The 16,546-nt window shown below is 43.5% G+C and carries 19 protein-coding genes; 9 read left to right on the plus strand and 10 right to left on the minus strand.

Translation table 11 applies throughout. The annotated features are described in order from the left end of the window. Positions 1–15 precede the first annotated feature (15 nt). The 5 genes from thiL to C1A47_RS16740 form a co-directional block, all read right to left on the minus strand. Positions 16–933 (minus strand): thiamine-phosphate kinase, encoded by a 918-nt coding sequence (gene thiL / locus C1A47_RS16720; RefSeq protein ID WP_111896159.1) that lies wholly within the window; start codon positions 931–933, stop codon positions 16–18. A 16-nt stretch (positions 934–949) separates the two neighbouring features. Then, on the minus strand, positions 950–1,396 hold the full coding sequence (gene nusB, locus C1A47_RS16725) for a transcription antitermination factor NusB (protein WP_111896160.1): 447 nt from the start codon (positions 1,394–1,396) through the stop codon (positions 950–952). 3 nt (positions 1,397–1,399) lie between these two features. Continuing rightward, entirely contained in the window at positions 1,400–1,870 is a 471-nt protein-coding gene (gene ribE / locus C1A47_RS16730) for a 6,7-dimethyl-8-ribityllumazine synthase (RefSeq protein WP_004750191.1), read from the minus strand. Positions 1,871–1,881: 11 nt separating this feature from the next. Further along, the gene (gene ribBA, locus C1A47_RS16735; protein WP_111896161.1) at positions 1,882–3,003 is read right to left on the minus strand and encodes a bifunctional 3,4-dihydroxy-2-butanone-4-phosphate synthase/GTP cyclohydrolase II; all 1,122 of its coding nucleotides are present in this window, start codon (positions 3,001–3,003) and stop codon (positions 1,882–1,884) included. A 213-nt stretch (positions 3,004–3,216) separates the two neighbouring features. Next, positions 3,217–4,491 (minus strand): hypothetical protein, encoded by a 1,275-nt coding sequence (locus C1A47_RS16740; RefSeq protein ID WP_111896162.1) that lies wholly within the window; start codon positions 4,489–4,491, stop codon positions 3,217–3,219. A gap of 76 nt (positions 4,492–4,567) precedes the next feature. On the opposite strand from C1A47_RS16740, the gene serB reads away from it, so the two are divergent. From serB to C1A47_RS16755, 3 genes are all read left to right on the plus strand, one after another. Beyond that, positions 4,568–5,791 (plus strand): phosphoserine phosphatase SerB, encoded by a 1,224-nt coding sequence (gene serB / locus C1A47_RS16745; RefSeq protein WP_111896163.1) that lies wholly within the window; start codon positions 4,568–4,570, stop codon positions 5,789–5,791. A 399-nt stretch (positions 5,792–6,190) separates the two neighbouring features. Continuing rightward, entirely contained in the window at positions 6,191–6,508 is a 318-nt protein-coding gene (gene aciT, locus C1A47_RS16750) for an AciT family ciprofloxacin tolerance protein (RefSeq protein ID WP_111896164.1), read from the plus strand. A gap of 157 nt (positions 6,509–6,665) precedes the next feature. Further along, positions 6,666–7,145 carry an SCP2 sterol-binding domain-containing protein gene (locus C1A47_RS16755; RefSeq protein WP_111896165.1) on the plus strand — a complete coding sequence of 160 codons (480 nt, stop codon included), beginning with the start codon at positions 6,666–6,668 and terminating at the stop codon, positions 7,143–7,145. 39 nt (positions 7,146–7,184) lie between these two features. Here C1A47_RS16755 and dtd read toward each other — a convergent pair whose 3' ends face one another. Then, positions 7,185–7,625 carry a D-aminoacyl-tRNA deacylase gene (gene dtd, locus C1A47_RS16760; RefSeq protein WP_111896166.1) on the minus strand — a complete coding sequence of 147 codons (441 nt, stop codon included), beginning with the start codon at positions 7,623–7,625 and terminating at the stop codon, positions 7,185–7,187. Positions 7,626–7,825: 200 nt separating this feature from the next. On the opposite strand from dtd, the gene pncB reads away from it, so the two are divergent. From pncB to asd, 3 genes are all read left to right on the plus strand, one after another. Then, complete coding sequence (gene pncB / locus C1A47_RS16765) at positions 7,826–9,022, plus strand: nicotinate phosphoribosyltransferase (protein WP_111896167.1); 1,197 nt, start codon at positions 7,826–7,828, stop codon at positions 9,020–9,022. 153 nt (positions 9,023–9,175) lie between these two features. Then, complete coding sequence (locus C1A47_RS16770) at positions 9,176–10,027, plus strand: sulfurtransferase (protein ID WP_111896176.1); 852 nt, start codon at positions 9,176–9,178, stop codon at positions 10,025–10,027. After that, entirely contained in the window at positions 10,024–10,875 is an 852-nt protein-coding gene (asd, locus tag C1A47_RS16775; protein ID WP_111896168.1) for an archaetidylserine decarboxylase, read from the plus strand. The genes C1A47_RS16770 and asd overlap by 4 nt, the downstream gene beginning before the upstream one ends. Before the next feature lie 57 nt (positions 10,876–10,932). Here the strand turns inward: asd and C1A47_RS16780 are convergent, their stop codons facing one another. From C1A47_RS16780 to phoB, 3 genes are read right to left on the minus strand one after another with little or no spacing between them, the layout of a single operon-like run. Beyond that, on the minus strand, positions 10,933–11,277 hold the full coding sequence (locus C1A47_RS16780; RefSeq protein WP_111896169.1) for a hypothetical protein: 345 nt from the start codon (positions 11,275–11,277) through the stop codon (positions 10,933–10,935). A gap of 18 nt (positions 11,278–11,295) precedes the next feature. Further along, complete coding sequence (gene phoR, locus C1A47_RS16785; RefSeq protein ID WP_111896170.1) at positions 11,296–12,657, minus strand: phosphate regulon sensor histidine kinase PhoR; 1,362 nt, start codon at positions 12,655–12,657, stop codon at positions 11,296–11,298. Between the two features lie 12 nt (positions 12,658–12,669). Continuing rightward, the gene (phoB, locus tag C1A47_RS16790) at positions 12,670–13,377 is read right to left on the minus strand and encodes a phosphate regulon transcriptional regulator PhoB (protein ID WP_111896171.1); all 708 of its coding nucleotides are present in this window, start codon (positions 13,375–13,377) and stop codon (positions 12,670–12,672) included. A 183-nt stretch (positions 13,378–13,560) separates the two neighbouring features. On the opposite strand from phoB, the gene C1A47_RS16795 reads away from it, so the two are divergent. Beyond that, positions 13,561–14,400: an SDR family NAD(P)-dependent oxidoreductase gene (locus C1A47_RS16795; protein WP_111896172.1), complete on the plus strand. Its 840-nt coding sequence runs from the start codon at positions 13,561–13,563 to the stop codon at positions 14,398–14,400. A gap of 43 nt (positions 14,401–14,443) precedes the next feature. Here C1A47_RS16795 and C1A47_RS16800 read toward each other — a convergent pair whose 3' ends face one another. Further along, positions 14,444–14,602: a DUF1328 domain-containing protein gene (locus C1A47_RS16800; protein ID WP_111896173.1), complete on the minus strand. Its 159-nt coding sequence runs from the start codon at positions 14,600–14,602 to the stop codon at positions 14,444–14,446. A 193-nt stretch (positions 14,603–14,795) separates the two neighbouring features. Between C1A47_RS16800 and C1A47_RS16805 the strand changes: the two genes are divergently transcribed. Both C1A47_RS16805 and C1A47_RS16810 read left to right on the plus strand, forming a co-directional pair. After that, on the plus strand, positions 14,796–15,242 hold the full coding sequence (locus C1A47_RS16805) for a YcgN family cysteine cluster protein (protein ID WP_111896174.1): 447 nt from the start codon (positions 14,796–14,798) through the stop codon (positions 15,240–15,242). A gap of 138 nt (positions 15,243–15,380) precedes the next feature. Next, positions 15,381–16,546 (plus strand): ammonium transporter (locus tag C1A47_RS16810; protein WP_111896175.1); only part of this gene is annotated, 1,166 nt, incomplete at its 3' end.

Here is a 16,546-nt window from a genome sequence, read left to right on the forward strand (position 1 = left end):
AATTTAATAGGTGGTTTATGCAAAGTGTTGATATCCGCTTAATTGTAAGGATTGAGGTTGCCCTTGGTTTTCCAGTCTTAAACCTAACTCAGCCTGAATCGACCCGATGATGGTGAATGGGGTTGTTGAGTTCAACTGACATAGACGCTGATAATTGTCTTTGGAAATGGTAAAGCACAACTCATAGTCATCGCCGCCTGCAAGGGCATATTGCCAGCGTTGTTCAGGCGCTAAGACCTGTAGAGCAGGGTCAAGCGGGAGCTGATCAAGATACAAGGTCGCCCCGACAGCTGAGGCTTTTAAAATATGCCCCAAGTCTTGTGCGAGGCCATCAGAGATGTCAATCATGCTTGATGCCAGTCCTCGTAAACTTTGTCCAAGTTCACAGCGAGGTGTTGGGTAGTCTAGCCGTTGCTGTAGTGGATGCCCTAAGTGCTGTAAGGCAAATGCAGCATCACCGATTTGTCCACTGACCACGACATAGTCACCGACCTGTGCGCCAGAACGGGTAATGCCCTGAGCCGTTGGAATCCAGCCTAATGCAGTCACACTAATAGTTAAATGCGGACTTTGTGTGGTATCCCCACCAATCAATTGCACATGGTAAGGGGCACAGCAGTCAAATAGACCTTGACTGAAACCTTCGAGCCAAGCGTCATCGACTTGTGGCAAGCTGAGTGCCAGGAGAATACTGTGAGGAGTTGCACCCATCGCGGCTAAATCGGAAAGGTTGACAGCAACACTTTTCCAGCCAATGGCATGTGCAGAAGTAGAAAGTGGGAAGTGGCGACCTGCAACCAGTGTATCGGTGCAGATCACCAGCTGTTCCCCCACGGGTGGGGAAACGATAGCCGAATCATCTCCAATACCTAAGTCGACCTGTGCAGATGCAGCAGTTTTGAAATAGCGATCAATCAGCGAAAATTCGGCCATAGCGTTCGACAACAAATTAGTCTTGCTGTTTTTCAGCTTCGCGTAGCACTTGTGCTAAACGATCCAATACACCATTGATGTATTTGTGGCTGTCTGCACCACCGAAATGTTTGGCAAGCTCAATTGCTTCATCCAAAACAACACGGTATGGAATCTCTAAATGCTGACGTAATTCGTATGCACCTAGACGTAAAGTTGCAAGCTCAACACCGTCAAGCGCATCAATTTCACGATCCAGTACAGGAATCAGCAAGGCATCTAATGCTTCGTGATCTGCCACGATTTGGGTAAGCAATTCGTGGTAGTAGTTTAAGTCGACTTTGTGCATGGCATTTTCAGCACGAGTACGTGCTTCAATTTCATGAACAGGGTTATGGCTCATTTGCCATTCGTAAACGCCTTGTACAGCAAAACGACGTGCTTTGCGTTTTGCTGCATAAATTGCTTGTTGTGTTTGTGACATGAATTAAATTGCCTTTAACAAATTCACCATTTCAATAGCAGTCAAAGCAGCTTCACTGCCTTTGTTGCCCGCTTTGGTGCCTGAGCGTTCAATTGCTTGTTCAATGCTGTCAGTGGTGAGTACGCCGTTAATGACAGGCAGACTAGACTCTAAACCAACAACACCTAAACCTTTGGCACATTCACCTGCAACAAAGTCAAAGTGAGGTGTGCTACCACGAATCACCGCACCCAATGCAATAATTGCATCGAATTGTGCAGAATTCGCCAATTTTTTCGCAACAACAGGCAGCTCCCATGCACCCGGTGCATGAATGACTGTGATATTTTCTTCTGCAACGCCATGACGTTTTAATGTGTCAATTGCGCCTTCAAGCAAATGTTCAACCACAAAGCTATTGAAACGAGCAACCAAAATCGCGTAACGGCCTTCGCTCGCGAGATGTAATAAACCTTCTATACGGCGAATCGCCATAGCAACCTCGATTATTTTCCAAAAGATTGATCGGCAGAAATATATTCCACCACTTCTAAGTTAAAACCAGAAAGGGCATTGAAGCGTAAAGGCGAACTGAGGAGTTTCATTTTTTCCACTCCCAAGTCACGCAAAATTTGCGCGCCGACCCCAATGGTCTGATACTGATGTGACAATGCCGCATTGGATTTGACTGGCGTTGGTGCAGTTAATGCATCGAAAGCAGGGCCTAGGTCAGGCAAGCTTTTTTGACCAATCCAAACCAGAACGCCACGTTCACTGTTGGCAATCGTTTGTAGTGCATGGTCAATTGTCCATGCAGACTCGCCCGATTGTTTTTTCAATTTTAATAAATCACGCGTTGGGTTAAAACCATGAACACGAACGGTGGTAGTGCCTTCTTTCGGCTCACCTTTCACCAAAGCCAAATGAATGTCTGGGCTACCGTGCTCTTGATAACGATACAATTGCAATGGGCCATATTCAGTGTCAATGGTTTGCTGACTTAAACGTTCAACCGTTTGTTCATTGGTCATACGGTAATGAATCAAGTCGGCAATTGTACCAATTTTTAAGCCATGTTTTTCAGCAAATATCTCTAAATCTGGACGACGAGCCATGGTGCCGTCTTCTTTGATGATCTCGCAGATCACCGATGCAGGCTCTAAACCTGCTAAACGTGACAAGTCTGAACCTGCTTCAGTATGTCCAGCGCGGTGTAAAACACCCCCTGGCTGCGCCATGAGCGGGAAAATATGTCCAGGTTGTACAATGTCACTTGGTTTGGCTGCGGCTGCAACTGCGGTACGAATGGTATGCGCACGTTCTGCTGCTGAAATACCTGTAGTAATACCATCAGCCGCTTCAATCGATAAAGTAAAGTTGGTGCCATGCTGTGCACCATTTTGATCGACCATGAGCGGCAAATTCAATTGCTTACAACGTTCTTTACTCAAGGTCAGACAGACAAGACCTCGGGCATGGGTAATCATGAAATTGATATCTTCAGCACGCACATGCGTTGCTGCCATGACTAAATCGCCTTCATTTTCACGATCTTCGTCATCCATGAGGATGACCATTTTACCAGCACGAATATCTTCGATAAGCTCTTCAACTGTATTGAGCGCCATCCTGTCCTACCTTCACCTTAGATCGACAATCTGATCGATTGTTGCAATTGTTTATATTAGCAATTTTTAGGCAGTATTGCCTATGTTTCCCTCAAGATCCACAGCAGCTTTTCTGATGTGTATTTCTATAATGGTGCTAAAGCTGATGATGTCAAGGCAAAATCATGATAAAAAACCTCGCGTTTGGCGCGAGGTTAAAAATGCAACACGGCTTTAGGTCGTTTCTGGACGGACTTTTTTGCTCTTGAGAATCTCGGTACGTAATGCCTGAGCCAGTTCAGCACATTCACTGTTCATGCCATTGATCATGAACGCATGACGAGTCAGTACATTACTTGGATTTGGCAATGCCACCAGTTGGAAATGGTCACTGACCAGTTTTAAGTACTGTTCTTGCAAATATAGTGCACTTTCTTTGGCAGACAGGTTATGAGTCAGACGAGCAGCGGCTTGTCCTGCATTGAGTTGCATATCTTCGACAGCATTGGCAATCGCACAGCGCGTTTGTAACACAAAGCGTTTTTCTTCACGGTAGCGTTTATAAAGCACTTCAGACAGGAGCTGGAACACCATGCCGACCATCATTAAGCATTCCACAGCCTTTGGTTGTTCGGCATCAATGGTGATGGTTGCACCATCTGTCTGAAAACTTTGTTGTACGGAAATGTCTGCTTGTGACAAATGATAATGCTGGACACATAAATCAATGCTTTTCTTCAAAAATAACTGGCATAAATTGAAATAAGGTACAGAAACAGATTGGCTCACAGTACGGAGTAACTGTTTTGGATCATAAAACTGGATGTTAAGTGCCAAAGCATGTGGATTTGGATTGACATCTGTTTTTTCTGGATTGAGTAGGCGATTCGGAATGCTTTGTTTCTTCGGCTGTTGCTGAGCTTGGGCAATGACGACAGCACTGTTATGTTTTTCTTGTTCAAGGGCTTGAGTCAGTGCCTGAATTTCATGTTTTAAACGTGACTCATTGTTCACTCGTGCCAAATACTCACTGCGGCTTGGGCGGGCGATCGCACGATAGGCAATCCACAAGGCAAAATGAAGTAGAAGAGATGCAAAAATGGCAAGCCATTCGCTGCGTAGAATTTCACCGATACTCGGTTGAATCAAGGTGACTTCTACACTACCAATTTTCTTTTCATTGAGTAGGGCATCACGACTGAAGACTTCACCCTCGCGTGTTTTGTATAAACCGTCTGTTGCCAGAACCTGATTAGAAGCATCGAGAATGCGAATAGATGCAATACTTGGATTGGTTTTGTAGCGATCGACCAGAAGTGCCAAAGACACACGATTTGCTGGATCAAGCTCATGCAAACTATCCGTGACCAGTTGCGTGGTCAACAATTGACCTTGGCTGGCACGGTTTTCTTTAAGCTGATGCGTGGTTGCAATGACCAGTAGAAAGGTCTGCAACGCAAAACTTACAATGAGAAGGCTAGCAAATAGCCCTTGTCTAGGTGCATTCAAGGTAAACTTCCAAGGCAATTCGATTCATTTTCGATTATGATTCTAACCATAGTTGTAGCTCAAACTGAGTCAATCCATGCAAGAAATCATTCTTATATCATTTTTAGGACCCGACCGACCAAATCAATTCACACGATTGATGCAGGTAATGTCCACTCATTCATTGCAAATCTTAGATGTTGGTCAGGCAGTGATTCACAATCAACTCAGCCTTGGCATCGTATTTGCGTCTGAAGACCAGACGGCAACCGCTTTAGCAATGAAAGAGATTTTAATTTTAGCACATGATATTGGCCTAACTGTGCGATTTAAACCAATCTCCAACGCAGAATATGATCAATGGGTCAGTGAAGGTGGGGCGACGCGTTATATCGTGACAGCATTTGCACCAGAACTTAAGCCAGCAGATTTGCAGGCGGTCACTCAAATTGTTTCAGATCAAGGATTTAACATTGAAACGGTGACACGTTTATCAGCACGTCCATCACTAGATTCATCAGAGGTAACGCACCGCCGTGCCTGTGTGCAGTTTGGTTTGAAAGGTCAAATGCTCGATGCTCAGGCCATGCGTGCTGCATGTTTACATTTATCCAGCGAACTCAATATCGATATTGCTGTACAAGAAGACAATATTTACCGTCGTAATCGCCGTTTAGTCTGTTTTGATATGGACTCTACCCTGATTGGACAAGAAGTGATTGATGAGCTGGCACTTGAAGCAGGGGTAGGGGCACAAGTCGCTGAAATCACTGAGCGCGCCATGCAAGGTGAACTCGACTTCCAGCAAAGTTTCCGTGCACGTGTTGCCTTACTCAAAGGGCTTGATGCATCAGTTCTGCCAAAAATCGCTGAACGTTTAACAATTACTGAAGGTGCACAGCGTTTAATTTCAACGTTGAAACAGTTAGGTTATCGAACTGCTATTCTGTCTGGTGGCTTCCAGTATTTTGCAGAATATTTACAAGCCAAATTGGGTATTGATGAAGTGCATGCCAATATTTTGGACGTACAAGATGGCATTGTTACGGGTGAAGTCAAAGGCACAATTGTGGATGGTGCGCGTAAAGCAGAATTGCTTCGTGGTTTAGCCAATGACATGGGAATTTCTCTTGAGCAGGCGATTGCAGTAGGTGATGGTGCAAATGACTTACCAATGCTTTCAATTGCAGGTTTGGGGGTGGCTTTCCGCGCCAAACCGCTGGTTCGTAAAAATGCCAACCATGCAATTTCAAGTATTGGCCTAGATGGTGTTTTGTACTTGCTTGGCATGCACGATCAAGACATGAATAATGCAGAATAAATAATTGTTTTTGAATAAAAAGCACAACGTATAAGTTGTGCTTTTTTTATACAAATTAAAGACTTATTTAAATTTTATATATTTTTTGTGCTGAAATATTTTTTATAAAAAAGTGGTTTTCCCCATAAATTTGCCATGCAGTGCGTTGTAATGACACGCAACACTATATATTTCCTTTGCTCGCTCAGTTTTTATGAAAAACAGATTTGTAATGACATTGGTATTTGGCGACAAAGTGTGTCGCTTTGCTGAAAAAAGTCTCTTTTTTTTCTGAGAAAACTTTGCATAATGCCAATATGAGCATGTACACAGTAGTCTGAGTAATAAGTAAAAGATCAACCATCTCATGCTTAAAATTGATCAGTGTTGTAATCACAGAATGTGATAGACGGAGGTTTTATGTTAACAGCAAATGTTGCCAGTATGGTGGGGATCGGCTTGATTGTCATTGCGCTTATCGCTGTTTTCTTCTCGCCTTTTCGTCATTGGTTAGGGTTTATGTTGGCAGGCATGGCATTTTGGGGCGTTGTTGAAACCCTACGCTTGAGTGCACAGCATATTTTCCATTGGCCGATGACTTATAGCTATTTAACTGCGCTTAGCTTGGTGATGATGGGAATTACGCTACTGTTGTTAAGAGCAGATCGCCTTGCAGAAAAAGCCTTGGCTAATCGGCAACTGATTGAACACACGCCTGTTTATGACGAAGAACAATAATAATAGTGTTTGAAATTTAAAGTTACTCAACTCGGGTGTATTGAAAAATACACCTTTTTTTTTACTTAAAAATTGTCATACAAAGGCTAGTTATTCATTTTACAAGTTATGATAGGATGCGTTAAAGATGAATAAAATGACAATAGGCTAAATGCACATGAATCTTTCTGCTATTCCTGTCGTAAAGTTACCTTTACTCAATCTCAGTACCGATCCACTCGATTTATTGGTGGTGAGTATTGTGCTGCGAATGAAACAGCTTGCGAAAACTTCACCTAAATTTATTGAACTATCGCATGACCGTCAAATTCGTATTCAGATTGCGACGGATGCAGGTTTTTCACGCCAGATTTTAGTCAATAATGGTAAAGTTGATACTGTCGCAGGAGCACCTCAACCTGCTGATTTCACGCTGCAATTTTCCGACAGTGACCAAGGGGTGAAAACCTTGATGAAAGGTGAACCTTCAGCTTTTATGACAGGCATGCAAAATGGCACCATTAAAATGGAAGGTGATTTCAGCTTGCTGGTTTGGTTCAATAAAGTCGCACGCTTGTTGCCTCCTCAGTTACCAAAACCAGTACAAGCTAGAGTTAAACAAGTTCGTCAGTTTATTCGCCAGAAAACAGGCCGATAAGATCAAAAAAAGCGCTCAGATTTGAGCGCTTTTTTATGTTTAAACCACTTCAAGATTAAACGTCACAGGGCCATCATTGACCAAGTGGACTTGCATATCCGCTGCAAAAATTCCCGTTTCAACTTGAGGGTACTGGGTCTTGGTATATTCAACCAGTTGCTCATAAAGTGCTTTGGCTGCGGCAGGTGGCATGGCTGGACCGAAGTCTGGACGCAAACCTTTTTGGGTTTGAGCCATCAGGGTGAACTGTGAGACCAGTAAAATGCCGCCTTGAGCTTGTGCCACATTCCAGCCCATTTTGCCATTTTCATCATCAAAAATACGATATTTTAAAATTTTATCGATCAGCTTTTTGCCAATTTCAAAGTCATCTTGCTGGGCCAGTCCTAAGAAAACCAAAAGCCCATGTTGAATTTCACCTGTAATGTTTTCATCGACAACGACTTTAGCCGATTTGACCCGCTGCAATAACGCACGCATGCTTGGAATGACTCGTAAAAAGTAGAGACTATAAACATTTCTTTCAGGCTTTGAAATGTTTTTACAGAAATGGTCATGGCGATAAATTCGGCAAAAATGCGGCTAATTTGCGAGTTTTTTATCATAGTTTGCTAAAACGCACGCTGAGTTGATGATAAAAATGTGGTTTAATGCCTTGAGCTAAAAACGATCTAACCGATATGGAACCAATAATACGATCCTTGCTTGATACGGATTTATATAAATTTACGATGTTGCAGGTGGTGTTACATAAGTTCCCACAAACACATAGCGTATATCAATTCCGTTGCCGTAATCTTGAAGATACGGTGTATCCACTGACAGATATTTTGGACGATTTGAACGAGCAGCTCGATTATTTGTGTGAGCTGCGTTTTCAGGATGATGAACTTCAATATTTACGTGATTTACGTTTTATCAAAAGTGACTTTGTCGACTATTTAGAATTATTCCAACTTAAACGCCGTTTTATTCGTGCAGGGATTGATGATCAGGGACGCCTCGACATTCATATTGAAGGGCCGATGGTACAAGCCCTGATGTTTGAAATCTTTGTTTTGGCCATCGTCAATGAATTGTATTTCAAACGTGTTCATTCAGAAGAAGTACTGGCTGAAGGTGAGCGCCGTTTACAAGCCAAATTGCAGCTCTTAAAACAATACGAACAGCAAACAGATGACAGTCCATTTTTAGTGTCTGATTTTGGCACACGCCGTCGTTATAGCCTGACATGGCACAAGCATATTGTGGAAGAGTTTCACCGTACGGCACCGAATGTGTTTCGTGGCACCAGTAATGTGATGTTGGCGAAAGAACTGGGCATCACGCCAATTGGTACGATGGCTCACGAGTTTTTGCAAGCGTTTCAAGCATTGGATGTCCGTTTGCGTAATTTCCAGAAAGCAGCACTTGAAGCATGGGTTCAAGAATACCGCGGTGATTTAGGCATCGCTTTGACCGATGTGGTCGGGATGGATGCCTTCTTGCGTGATTTCGATTTGTACTTTGCTAAACTGTTTGATGGTTTGCGTCATGACAGTGGTGACCCGTATGAATGGGGTGATAAAGCTTATGCACACTATCAAAAACTAAAAATTGACAGTAAAACCAAAATGTTAACCTTTAGTGATGGGCTGGATTTGCAACGTGCATGGGATTTGCACCAGTATTTTAAAGACCGTTTTAAAGTGAGCTTTGGGATTGGAACCAATCTGACCAATGATATGGGCATTAAACCACTCAATATCGTGTTGAAACTGGTGGAATGTAATGGACAATCCGTTGCCAAAATTTCGGATAGTCCAGGTAAAACCATGACCGATAACGATACCTTCCTTGCCTATCTACGGCAGGTTTTCGAAGTCGAAACGGTATAAGACCACTAAAAACCGATTCTTGAGAATCGGTTTTTGCATTTTGCTATGTCCATGTTCGGCATAGTGCTTGCATAAAAAATCATAAATCGCCGTGAAAAGCCTATGTTATGATCGACCATGATTGAGTTTCAGGACGCCTTGAGCCAAATAAAAATGACAGCCACTTCTGAATTGAATTTTCCTTTATTAATCGAAACCGATGATCTAGTTCCACATTTGGGAGATCCCAACTTGCGGATTGTGGATTTGACGCGCGGTTCTGTGTATGCACAACTGCATATCCCGCATGCGATTCATGTCAAACCTCAGCAACTGGTTCAGCAGCATGAATTGGCTTCAGGCATGTTGCCAGATCTTGAGCGCTTACAAGCATTGGTTGAGTATTTGCAGCTTTCTCCCGACAATCATGTTGTGGCCTATGATGATGAAGGTGGTGCATGGGCAGGGCGCTTGTTGTGGAACTTGCATTGTTTAGGCTTTACAAAAACCAGCTTACTCAATGGTGGGATTCATGCTTGGTTGGCAGCAGGATTACCTACTTCGGCTGATGTAGAAGACTTGCCTGTCGTAGAGCACTTGTTAAGAGTTGACTTGTCACATGCTTCACAAGTACGCATTGAATATCCTGAATTGCTTGAACTGGTTGAACAGAATGCAGTTCAACTCTGGGACTGTCGGACTGAGGATGAATATACAGGTTCACGTTTGGCAGCTCGACGAGGAGGGCATATTCCCAATGCACTTCATTACGAATGGAGTACTGCCCTTAATCGTGAAAATCATTTAAAATTACGCGATTTAGAACACATACAACAACGTTTGCAACAATTGGGGTTTGACTTTAATCGGCCTGTTGTGGTGTATTGCCAATCACATCACCGTTCGGGTTTGGCTTACATCTTAGGTCGTCTACTCAACTGGAATATTCGCGCATACGATGGTGCATGGAGTGAGTGGGGAAATCGCCCCGATAGTCCAATTGTTACGGGGGAGAAACCGCTTTGAGCCTTACATCACAACTGAAGAAACACCTTTTTTTACAAGCACAACGTGCAGTTCCTCAGCACCAGCTCAGCCGTGTTGTTGGTAAAGTTGCAGCGAGTGAAAACCCAATTGTTAAAAATATTGCGATTCAGGCATTTAAAGCGAAATATCAGATTGATTTGTCCGTTGCAGAACAAAATAATCCGTTGCAATACAAATCATTTAACGAATTTTTTACCCGTGCATTGAAGCAGGGCGTGCGCCAGATTGATGCGGACAGTCATAGTATTGTCAGTCCTGCCGATGGTGCTATTTCGCAGATTGGTCAGATTACCGATGGCGAAGTGTTCCAAGCCAAAGGACAAAGCTTTTCGGTAGAGCAGTTAGTGGGTGATCCACAACTGGCTGCACCGTTTAAACAAGGTCAGTTTGCAACAGTTTACTTGTCACCACGTGATTATCACCGCGTGCATATGCCTTTTGCAGGGACTTTGACAGAAACGTTGTATGTGCCTGGTGAATTGTTCTCGGTGAATCAGGTGACTGCTGAAAATGTACCGAACCTGTTTGCCCGCAATGAGCGTATGGTGTGCCTGTTCGATACTGAAATTGGTCGTATGGCGGTGGTGCTTGTGGGTGCGATGATTGTGGCAGGTATTGAAACCGTTGCGACTGGTAAGGTGAAACCCAATGGTCGTTTGGACTTGCAACAACATCATCTTGAATTACAAAAAGGTGATGAGTTAGGACGTTTCTATTTGGGCTCAACCGCAATTATTCTATTTGAACCGAATACCATGGCATGGGATCAGCAATTTAAAGCGGAATCTGTGGTGGTGATGGGTGAACGTTTAGGGCAGACCCTTTAATTTAGTAGCTCAATCTAGCCAACAAAAAACGCAACCTAAAGGTTGCGTTTTTGCTTTTTAACGATGATCTGCCAATGCCACCGTACATTGTTCATAGGACTGTTGAGCTTGAATTTGCGCTGCTTCAGATAAACTCAAATAAGCCTGAATCCACTGATTGGCAAGGGCTTCACGAAATTCAGGCTGCTTGAAGGCATAGTCAGGAATACTACCTTGCTGAATCTGGTGCATGTTGGCTTGCAGTTGTGCCGAGTCATGAGGTGGATGGGGCTGGCGAAGTACAAAACATAAAATCGCCTGATAACGTGCAATTTCATCGGCATCAGGTTGTTGAGATTTCACCACAATAAATACAAGAAAGGCAGCACATAAGCTGCCTAGAAGGACATAAAACTTTTTCATGGCTTATAGTGTAGAGCTTTATGCTTCCGCTTCACAGAGGCGTTCTTTAGGAAAAACCGCTTTAAAGCATGAACCTTGGTTAGGTTTGGAGTCTACTTCTAAATGTGCACCATGTTGCATCAAGACGTGTTTAACAATCGCCAGTCCCAAACCTGTGCCCCCAGTTTGGCGGCTTCGTGCGCTATCTACACGGTAAAAGCGTTCGGTCAGACGAGGTAAATGTTTAGGGTCAATCCCGATGCCGTTGTCTTCTACAGTAAAGTAGCCGTGTTCCTGATCATCATGCCAGCCAATGGTAATCACGCCACCTTTCGGGGTGTATTTAATCGCATTGGTGACCAAGTTACCAAAAGCACTGGCCAGTTCGACATCTGAACCGATTAAATCGCAATGACTGTCGATGTCCAGATTTAAGATATGTCCGTAATCTGTGTTATACGCCTGAGCATCATCGAACAACTGGTTCATCAGGCTCGGCATATTCACGATTTGGTTTTTGGCTTGTTGCTTGTCATTTTCCAAACGAGATAACAATAACAAGTCATTGACCAAGGCATTCATACGTCTGGTTTGAGCCTGCATTTGCTCAAAAGGACGCTTCCAGCGTGGATTGAAATCGTCCTGATCGGTAAAAGTTTCCAAATAGCCGCTGAGTACCGTCAGTGGCGTGCGCAGTTCATGAGAAATGTTGTCGACGAAGTCTTTACGCATCTGTTCAAGATTGTGAACTCGAGTCACATCGTAAGCGACGAGCAAACGGCTTTCTGAACCAAAACGGGTCAACTTGATTTGTACATAGCGGTCTTCGTGAATTGAAGATTTCAGTTTAATACCATCAGGTTGCTGTTCCATATGGTTGAAATATTCAACAAAGACAGGCTGGCGCAAAATACCGAGAATATTGCGTCCACGATCCAGTTCTTGAATGCCAAGCAGGCGCTCTGCGGCAGGGTTCCACCATTCAATTTGATGGAGTTCATCGGTGAGAACAACGGCTTCGGCTAAAGCCACCAAAGATGACTGGGCACGGTCAATCAGACCGACCATTTCAGCCTGTACCACACGTTCCTGACGTTGTGAGCGATAGATATTGAACAGTAATGCCCCCCAAATTCCATTGAGGTTGGGAGGAACATCATAGGGACGGTTGGCAATCCATTCATTGACCAGATATAAGGCACGTAAATGGATTAAAAAGAAAATACCAAACGCGATGGCAATACAAACCCAAAAATAACCTATTCCCAACCCGATTAAGCTGGCGACAATCAGGAAAAACAGCAAAACCCTCAGGTCTTGTTTCGCATAGCCCCATAGACTGCTATAACGGTAAGTCTTATGCTCGTGGCTAATTTCAGGGGTTGGGTAAGGTTCATACATAAAAAAATCTGGTTAACTTAAGGCATCGGCACGAGTTGAGAAACGGTAACCTGTACCACGCACGGTTTGGACAAAACGATCAACCCCGAAAGGTTCAAGCACTTTGCGTAAGCGACGGATATGTACATCAATGGTTCGGTCTTCAATATAGACATTGCCACCCCAAACCTGATCAAGTAGTTGTGCACGTGTGTAAGCACGTTCAGGGTGGGTCATGAAAAATGCGAGCAAACGGTATTCGGTTGGGCCCATGTCCAGAATATTATCAGCATAACTGACACGTTGACTGACAGGATCAAGAATTAAGCCATTGGCATCAATCACCTTTTCGCCGCTTAATGCATTGGAGCGACGCAATACGGCCTTAATCCGTGAAACCAGTTCACGGGTTGAGAAAGGCTTGGTCATGTAGTCATCTGCACCTGCATCAAGGCCTTGAACTTTATGGTCTTCTTCGCCACGGGCAGTCAGCATGATCACTGGAATTTCAGACAGGGTTTCATCGCGTTTTAAACGACGGCACAAATCTACCCCACTGACACCGCCAGGCAACATCCAGTCCAGTAAAATCAGAGCAGGGCGTTGATCAACGATCATTTGGTGGGCTTGTTTGGCATCTTCGGCTTGCATACACTGGAAACCTGCCATATCGAGCGAAGTATGAATCATCTCACGAATCGGTAATTCATCATCGACGATTAAAATATAGTCCTCTTTCACAAGGTCAAATCCTATCACTGCTTTATTTATATATAGTCCAGTATTACAAAGACTAATTATGACAGTATCATTGCAGTAGATTTAGGTATCTGCAATTTTAAAAATTATTTGTGACAAAATCTTGATATCAACATGAACAAATGATGACGCATGTTTGGGGCAAGATGCAAGATCGAGACAGTAATGAAAAGTTTTCAAGGAAAAGTGGCGGCAATTTCGGGCGCTGGTTCAGGTATTGGGCAACAGTTGGCGGTGCTTTTGGCACAACAAGGCTGTCATTTATCTTTGAGTGATATTGATCCACAGGGCTTGGCAAAAACCAAAGCTTTGCTGGCAGCCAATTCTGTGCAAGTCTCCATCCATATGGTGGATATTGCTGAACGTGAGCAAGTTCAGTATTGGGCAGAGCAGACCATGCGTGAACATGGACAGATTAATCTGATTTTTAATAATGCAGGTGTGGCGCTAGCTTCAACTGTTGAAGGCGCAAGTTATGAAGATCTGACTTGGATTACCAATATTAACTTTTGGGGAGTAGTGTATGGCACCAAAGAGTTTTTGCCCTATATAAAGCAAACTAAAGATGGTTATGTAGTTAATATCTCAAGTATTTTTGGAATAACCGCACAACCCACTCAGTCAGCTTACAATGCCAGTAAATTCGCAGTAAGGGGATTTACTGAGGCGTTACGGCAGGAGCTAGATATTCAACGTTGTGGTGTCGGTGCGTTATGTGTGCATCCAGGTGGTGTGAGAACCAATATTGCCAAATCGGCACGTTCCAACCAGAGCCTACAAAGTTTGGGGATTGAAACAGATGGCACGCAGCAAGATTTTGAAAAACTGTTGCGAACACCACCAGAGCTGGCAGCCAAAAAAATTCTCAAAGCCATTCAAAGCAACCAGCGCCGTGTGCTGATTGGAACAGATGCAAAAGTGATGGATGTGTTACAGCGATTATTTCCATCGGGTTATCAGCGTTTAAGTGTTTGGCTGAACCGTTTACAAACATGGAAAGACTAAAAGCCCAAAAAGAGAAGCATAAGCTTCTCTTTTTACTATATATTTAACTATGGCTTCTTGAAAAAAAGCCAATGACTGCCAAAATTAAAGAAACAACCAAAAAGATTATGGCGAACTGTTGTGATAAGCCAGCAACGCCACCAAAACCAAGCAAGCTAGCAATCAGTGCAATCACCGCAAAAATAACTGCCCAACGGAACATAATGATTCTCCTTGAGTTTTTTATTTTGCAATTTAGTTTAGCACTATAATTTTGCGAGACTGTTTTTGCTTTGTGTAAAAAATGTGCAATTTGACATACTTTTTGCCATGCTATGTAAGTCCTGTCGGTAAAATTTAAGCTCAGGGCTGTCATGCTATAATCTTGCTCTAGTTGCTTTTCTGCTGAGAATTTCATGTCACTTCGCCCTCAATTTTGGAAAAAATACCCATTAGATCAACTCTCAACAGAAGAATGGGAAGCATTATGTGATGGCTGTGGTTTATGTTGCTTACTGAAATTGGAAGATGAAGATACACAGGAAGTTGCGTATACAAAGGTGGCCTGTAAGTTACTGAACTGCACAACGGGGCAATGTTCTGATTACGCGCATCGTCAGCAGCATGTGCCTGACTGTATTCAGTTAACATTAGAGAGTTTAAATAAAATTAAATGGTTACCTTCGAGCTGTGCTTATCGACGCATTCATGAAGGCAAGAATTTACCTTCATGGCATTATTTGAATACAGGTTCACGTCAAAGTGTCATTAAAGCCAAAAAATCAGTGGCGGGTCGCTGTATTTCAGAAGAGGATGTGAATGAAGATGAGATTGATGAATATATTGTTCGCTGGGTAAGGTAAAAAAGTATTTTAAAAATAATAATTTAATAAATAAAAAAACACCCCATTTCAAAGTTGGCTTGGAAATTGCTTAAATTTTACGCGGTTAAAATTCGTGAAAATTCAAATATTTCTAAGCAATAGGGTCATGGGGGGAAAATGTATAAAAATAGCTATATCCAAAACCTCATACTGATTGTACTTGGTTTTTTTGCAAGTTCAGGTATGACGTGGGCAGCAACCGCACCGTATATTACAAATCTAGATCAGATTAATACAGGGAACACCGCATGGATGCTGACATCGACAGCACTGGTGTTACTGATGACCATTCCTGGTATTGCATTATTTTATGCGGGAATGGTGCGTAAAAAGAATTTAATCGCAACAGCATTACAGAGTTTAGTGATTGTCTGTTTAGCGAGTGTGTTATGGGCTGTGGTGGGGTACAGCCTTGCTTTTACACCCAATAATGCCTTTATTGGGGGCTTCGACCGCGTGATGTTACAAGGCGTGGTATTCGATGCTGCCGATGGCAAAATTTCGGTGAGTCATATTGCTTCGAGCATTCCTGAAACCGTTTGGATCATGTTCCAAATGACCTTCGCGATTATTACACCTGCCTTAATTACGGGAGCATTTGCTGAGCGGATGCGTTTTTCAGCGATGTTCTGGTTCATGTTCTTTTGGCTATTATTGGTCTATGTGCCTGTCGCACACTGGGTCTGGGAGCCATCGGGCTGGTTGGCGATGAAAGGTGCACTGGATTTTGCTGGCGGTACGGTTGTTCATATTAATGCAGGTGCCGCGGGGCTTGCCTGTGCATATATGTTAGGCAAGCGAAATGGCTACGGCAAAGAACCCTTCTTTCCAAATAATTTAATTTATACCTTTATTGGTGCAGCATTGCTCTGGGTCGGCTGGTTTGGTTTCAATGCAGGTTCAGCGGGCGCTGCGGATGGCCGTGCGGGCATGGCGATGCTGGTTACCCAGTTGGCAACGGCTGCTGCTGCACTGACTTGGTTGTTGGTGGAATATATCAGCCGCCGTAAAGTGACTTTACTGGGTGCTTGTTCAGGTGCTGTGGCAGGTTTGGTTGCAATAACCCCTGCATCGGGTTTTGTCGATACCACAGGTGGCTTGCTGATCGGTTTGATTGCAGGTGTGTGCTGCTACTGGGGAGCAACCCAACTCAAGAACTTACTCAACGCCGATGACTCACTGGATGTTTTTGGGATTCATGGGGTGGGTGGGATTGTGGGTGCAATCTTAACGGGCGTTTTTGCTCAAAAAAATATTTCAGGATTAGATGCCAGTTTACTGGT

The organism is Acinetobacter sp. MB5 (genome assembly GCF_003261585.1).
Taxonomy (GTDB): Bacteria; Pseudomonadota; Gammaproteobacteria; order Pseudomonadales; family Moraxellaceae; genus Acinetobacter.

Bases quoted from the DNA above. Each gene is read 5' to 3' on its own strand.
- thiL (WP_111896159.1), bottom strand. From the start codon at position 933: ATGGCCGAATTTTCGCTGATTGATCGCTATTTCAAAACTGCTGCATCT.
- nusB (WP_111896160.1), bottom strand. From the start codon at position 1,396: ATGTCACAAACACAACAAGCAATTTATGCAGCAAAACGCAAAGCACGT.
- ribE (WP_004750191.1), bottom strand. From the start codon at position 1,870: ATGGCGATTCGCCGTATAGAAGGTTTATTACATCTCGCGAGCGAAGGC.
- ribBA (WP_111896161.1), bottom strand. From the start codon at position 3,003: ATGGCGCTCAATACAGTTGAAGAGCTTATCGAAGATATTCGTGCTGGT.
- serB (WP_111896163.1), top strand. From the start codon at position 4,568: ATGCAAGAAATCATTCTTATATCATTTTTAGGACCCGACCGACCAAAT.
- aciT (WP_111896164.1), top strand. From the start codon at position 6,191: ATGTTAACAGCAAATGTTGCCAGTATGGTGGGGATCGGCTTGATTGTC.
- C1A47_RS16755 (WP_111896165.1), top strand. From the start codon at position 6,666: ATGAATCTTTCTGCTATTCCTGTCGTAAAGTTACCTTTACTCAATCTC.
- dtd (WP_111896166.1), bottom strand. From the start codon at position 7,625: ATGCGTGCGTTATTGCAGCGGGTCAAATCGGCTAAAGTCGTTGTCGAT.
- pncB (WP_111896167.1), top strand. From the start codon at position 7,826: ATGGAACCAATAATACGATCCTTGCTTGATACGGATTTATATAAATTT.
- C1A47_RS16770 (WP_111896176.1), top strand. From the start codon at position 9,176: ATGACAGCCACTTCTGAATTGAATTTTCCTTTATTAATCGAAACCGAT.
- C1A47_RS16780 (WP_111896169.1), bottom strand. From the start codon at position 11,277: ATGAAAAAGTTTTATGTCCTTCTAGGCAGCTTATGTGCTGCCTTTCTT.
- phoR (WP_111896170.1), bottom strand. From the start codon at position 12,657: ATGTATGAACCTTACCCAACCCCTGAAATTAGCCACGAGCATAAGACT.
- C1A47_RS16795 (WP_111896172.1), top strand. From the start codon at position 13,561: ATGAAAAGTTTTCAAGGAAAAGTGGCGGCAATTTCGGGCGCTGGTTCA.
- C1A47_RS16800 (WP_111896173.1), bottom strand. From the start codon at position 14,602: ATGTTCCGTTGGGCAGTTATTTTTGCGGTGATTGCACTGATTGCTAGC.
- C1A47_RS16805 (WP_111896174.1), top strand. From the start codon at position 14,796: ATGTCACTTCGCCCTCAATTTTGGAAAAAATACCCATTAGATCAACTC.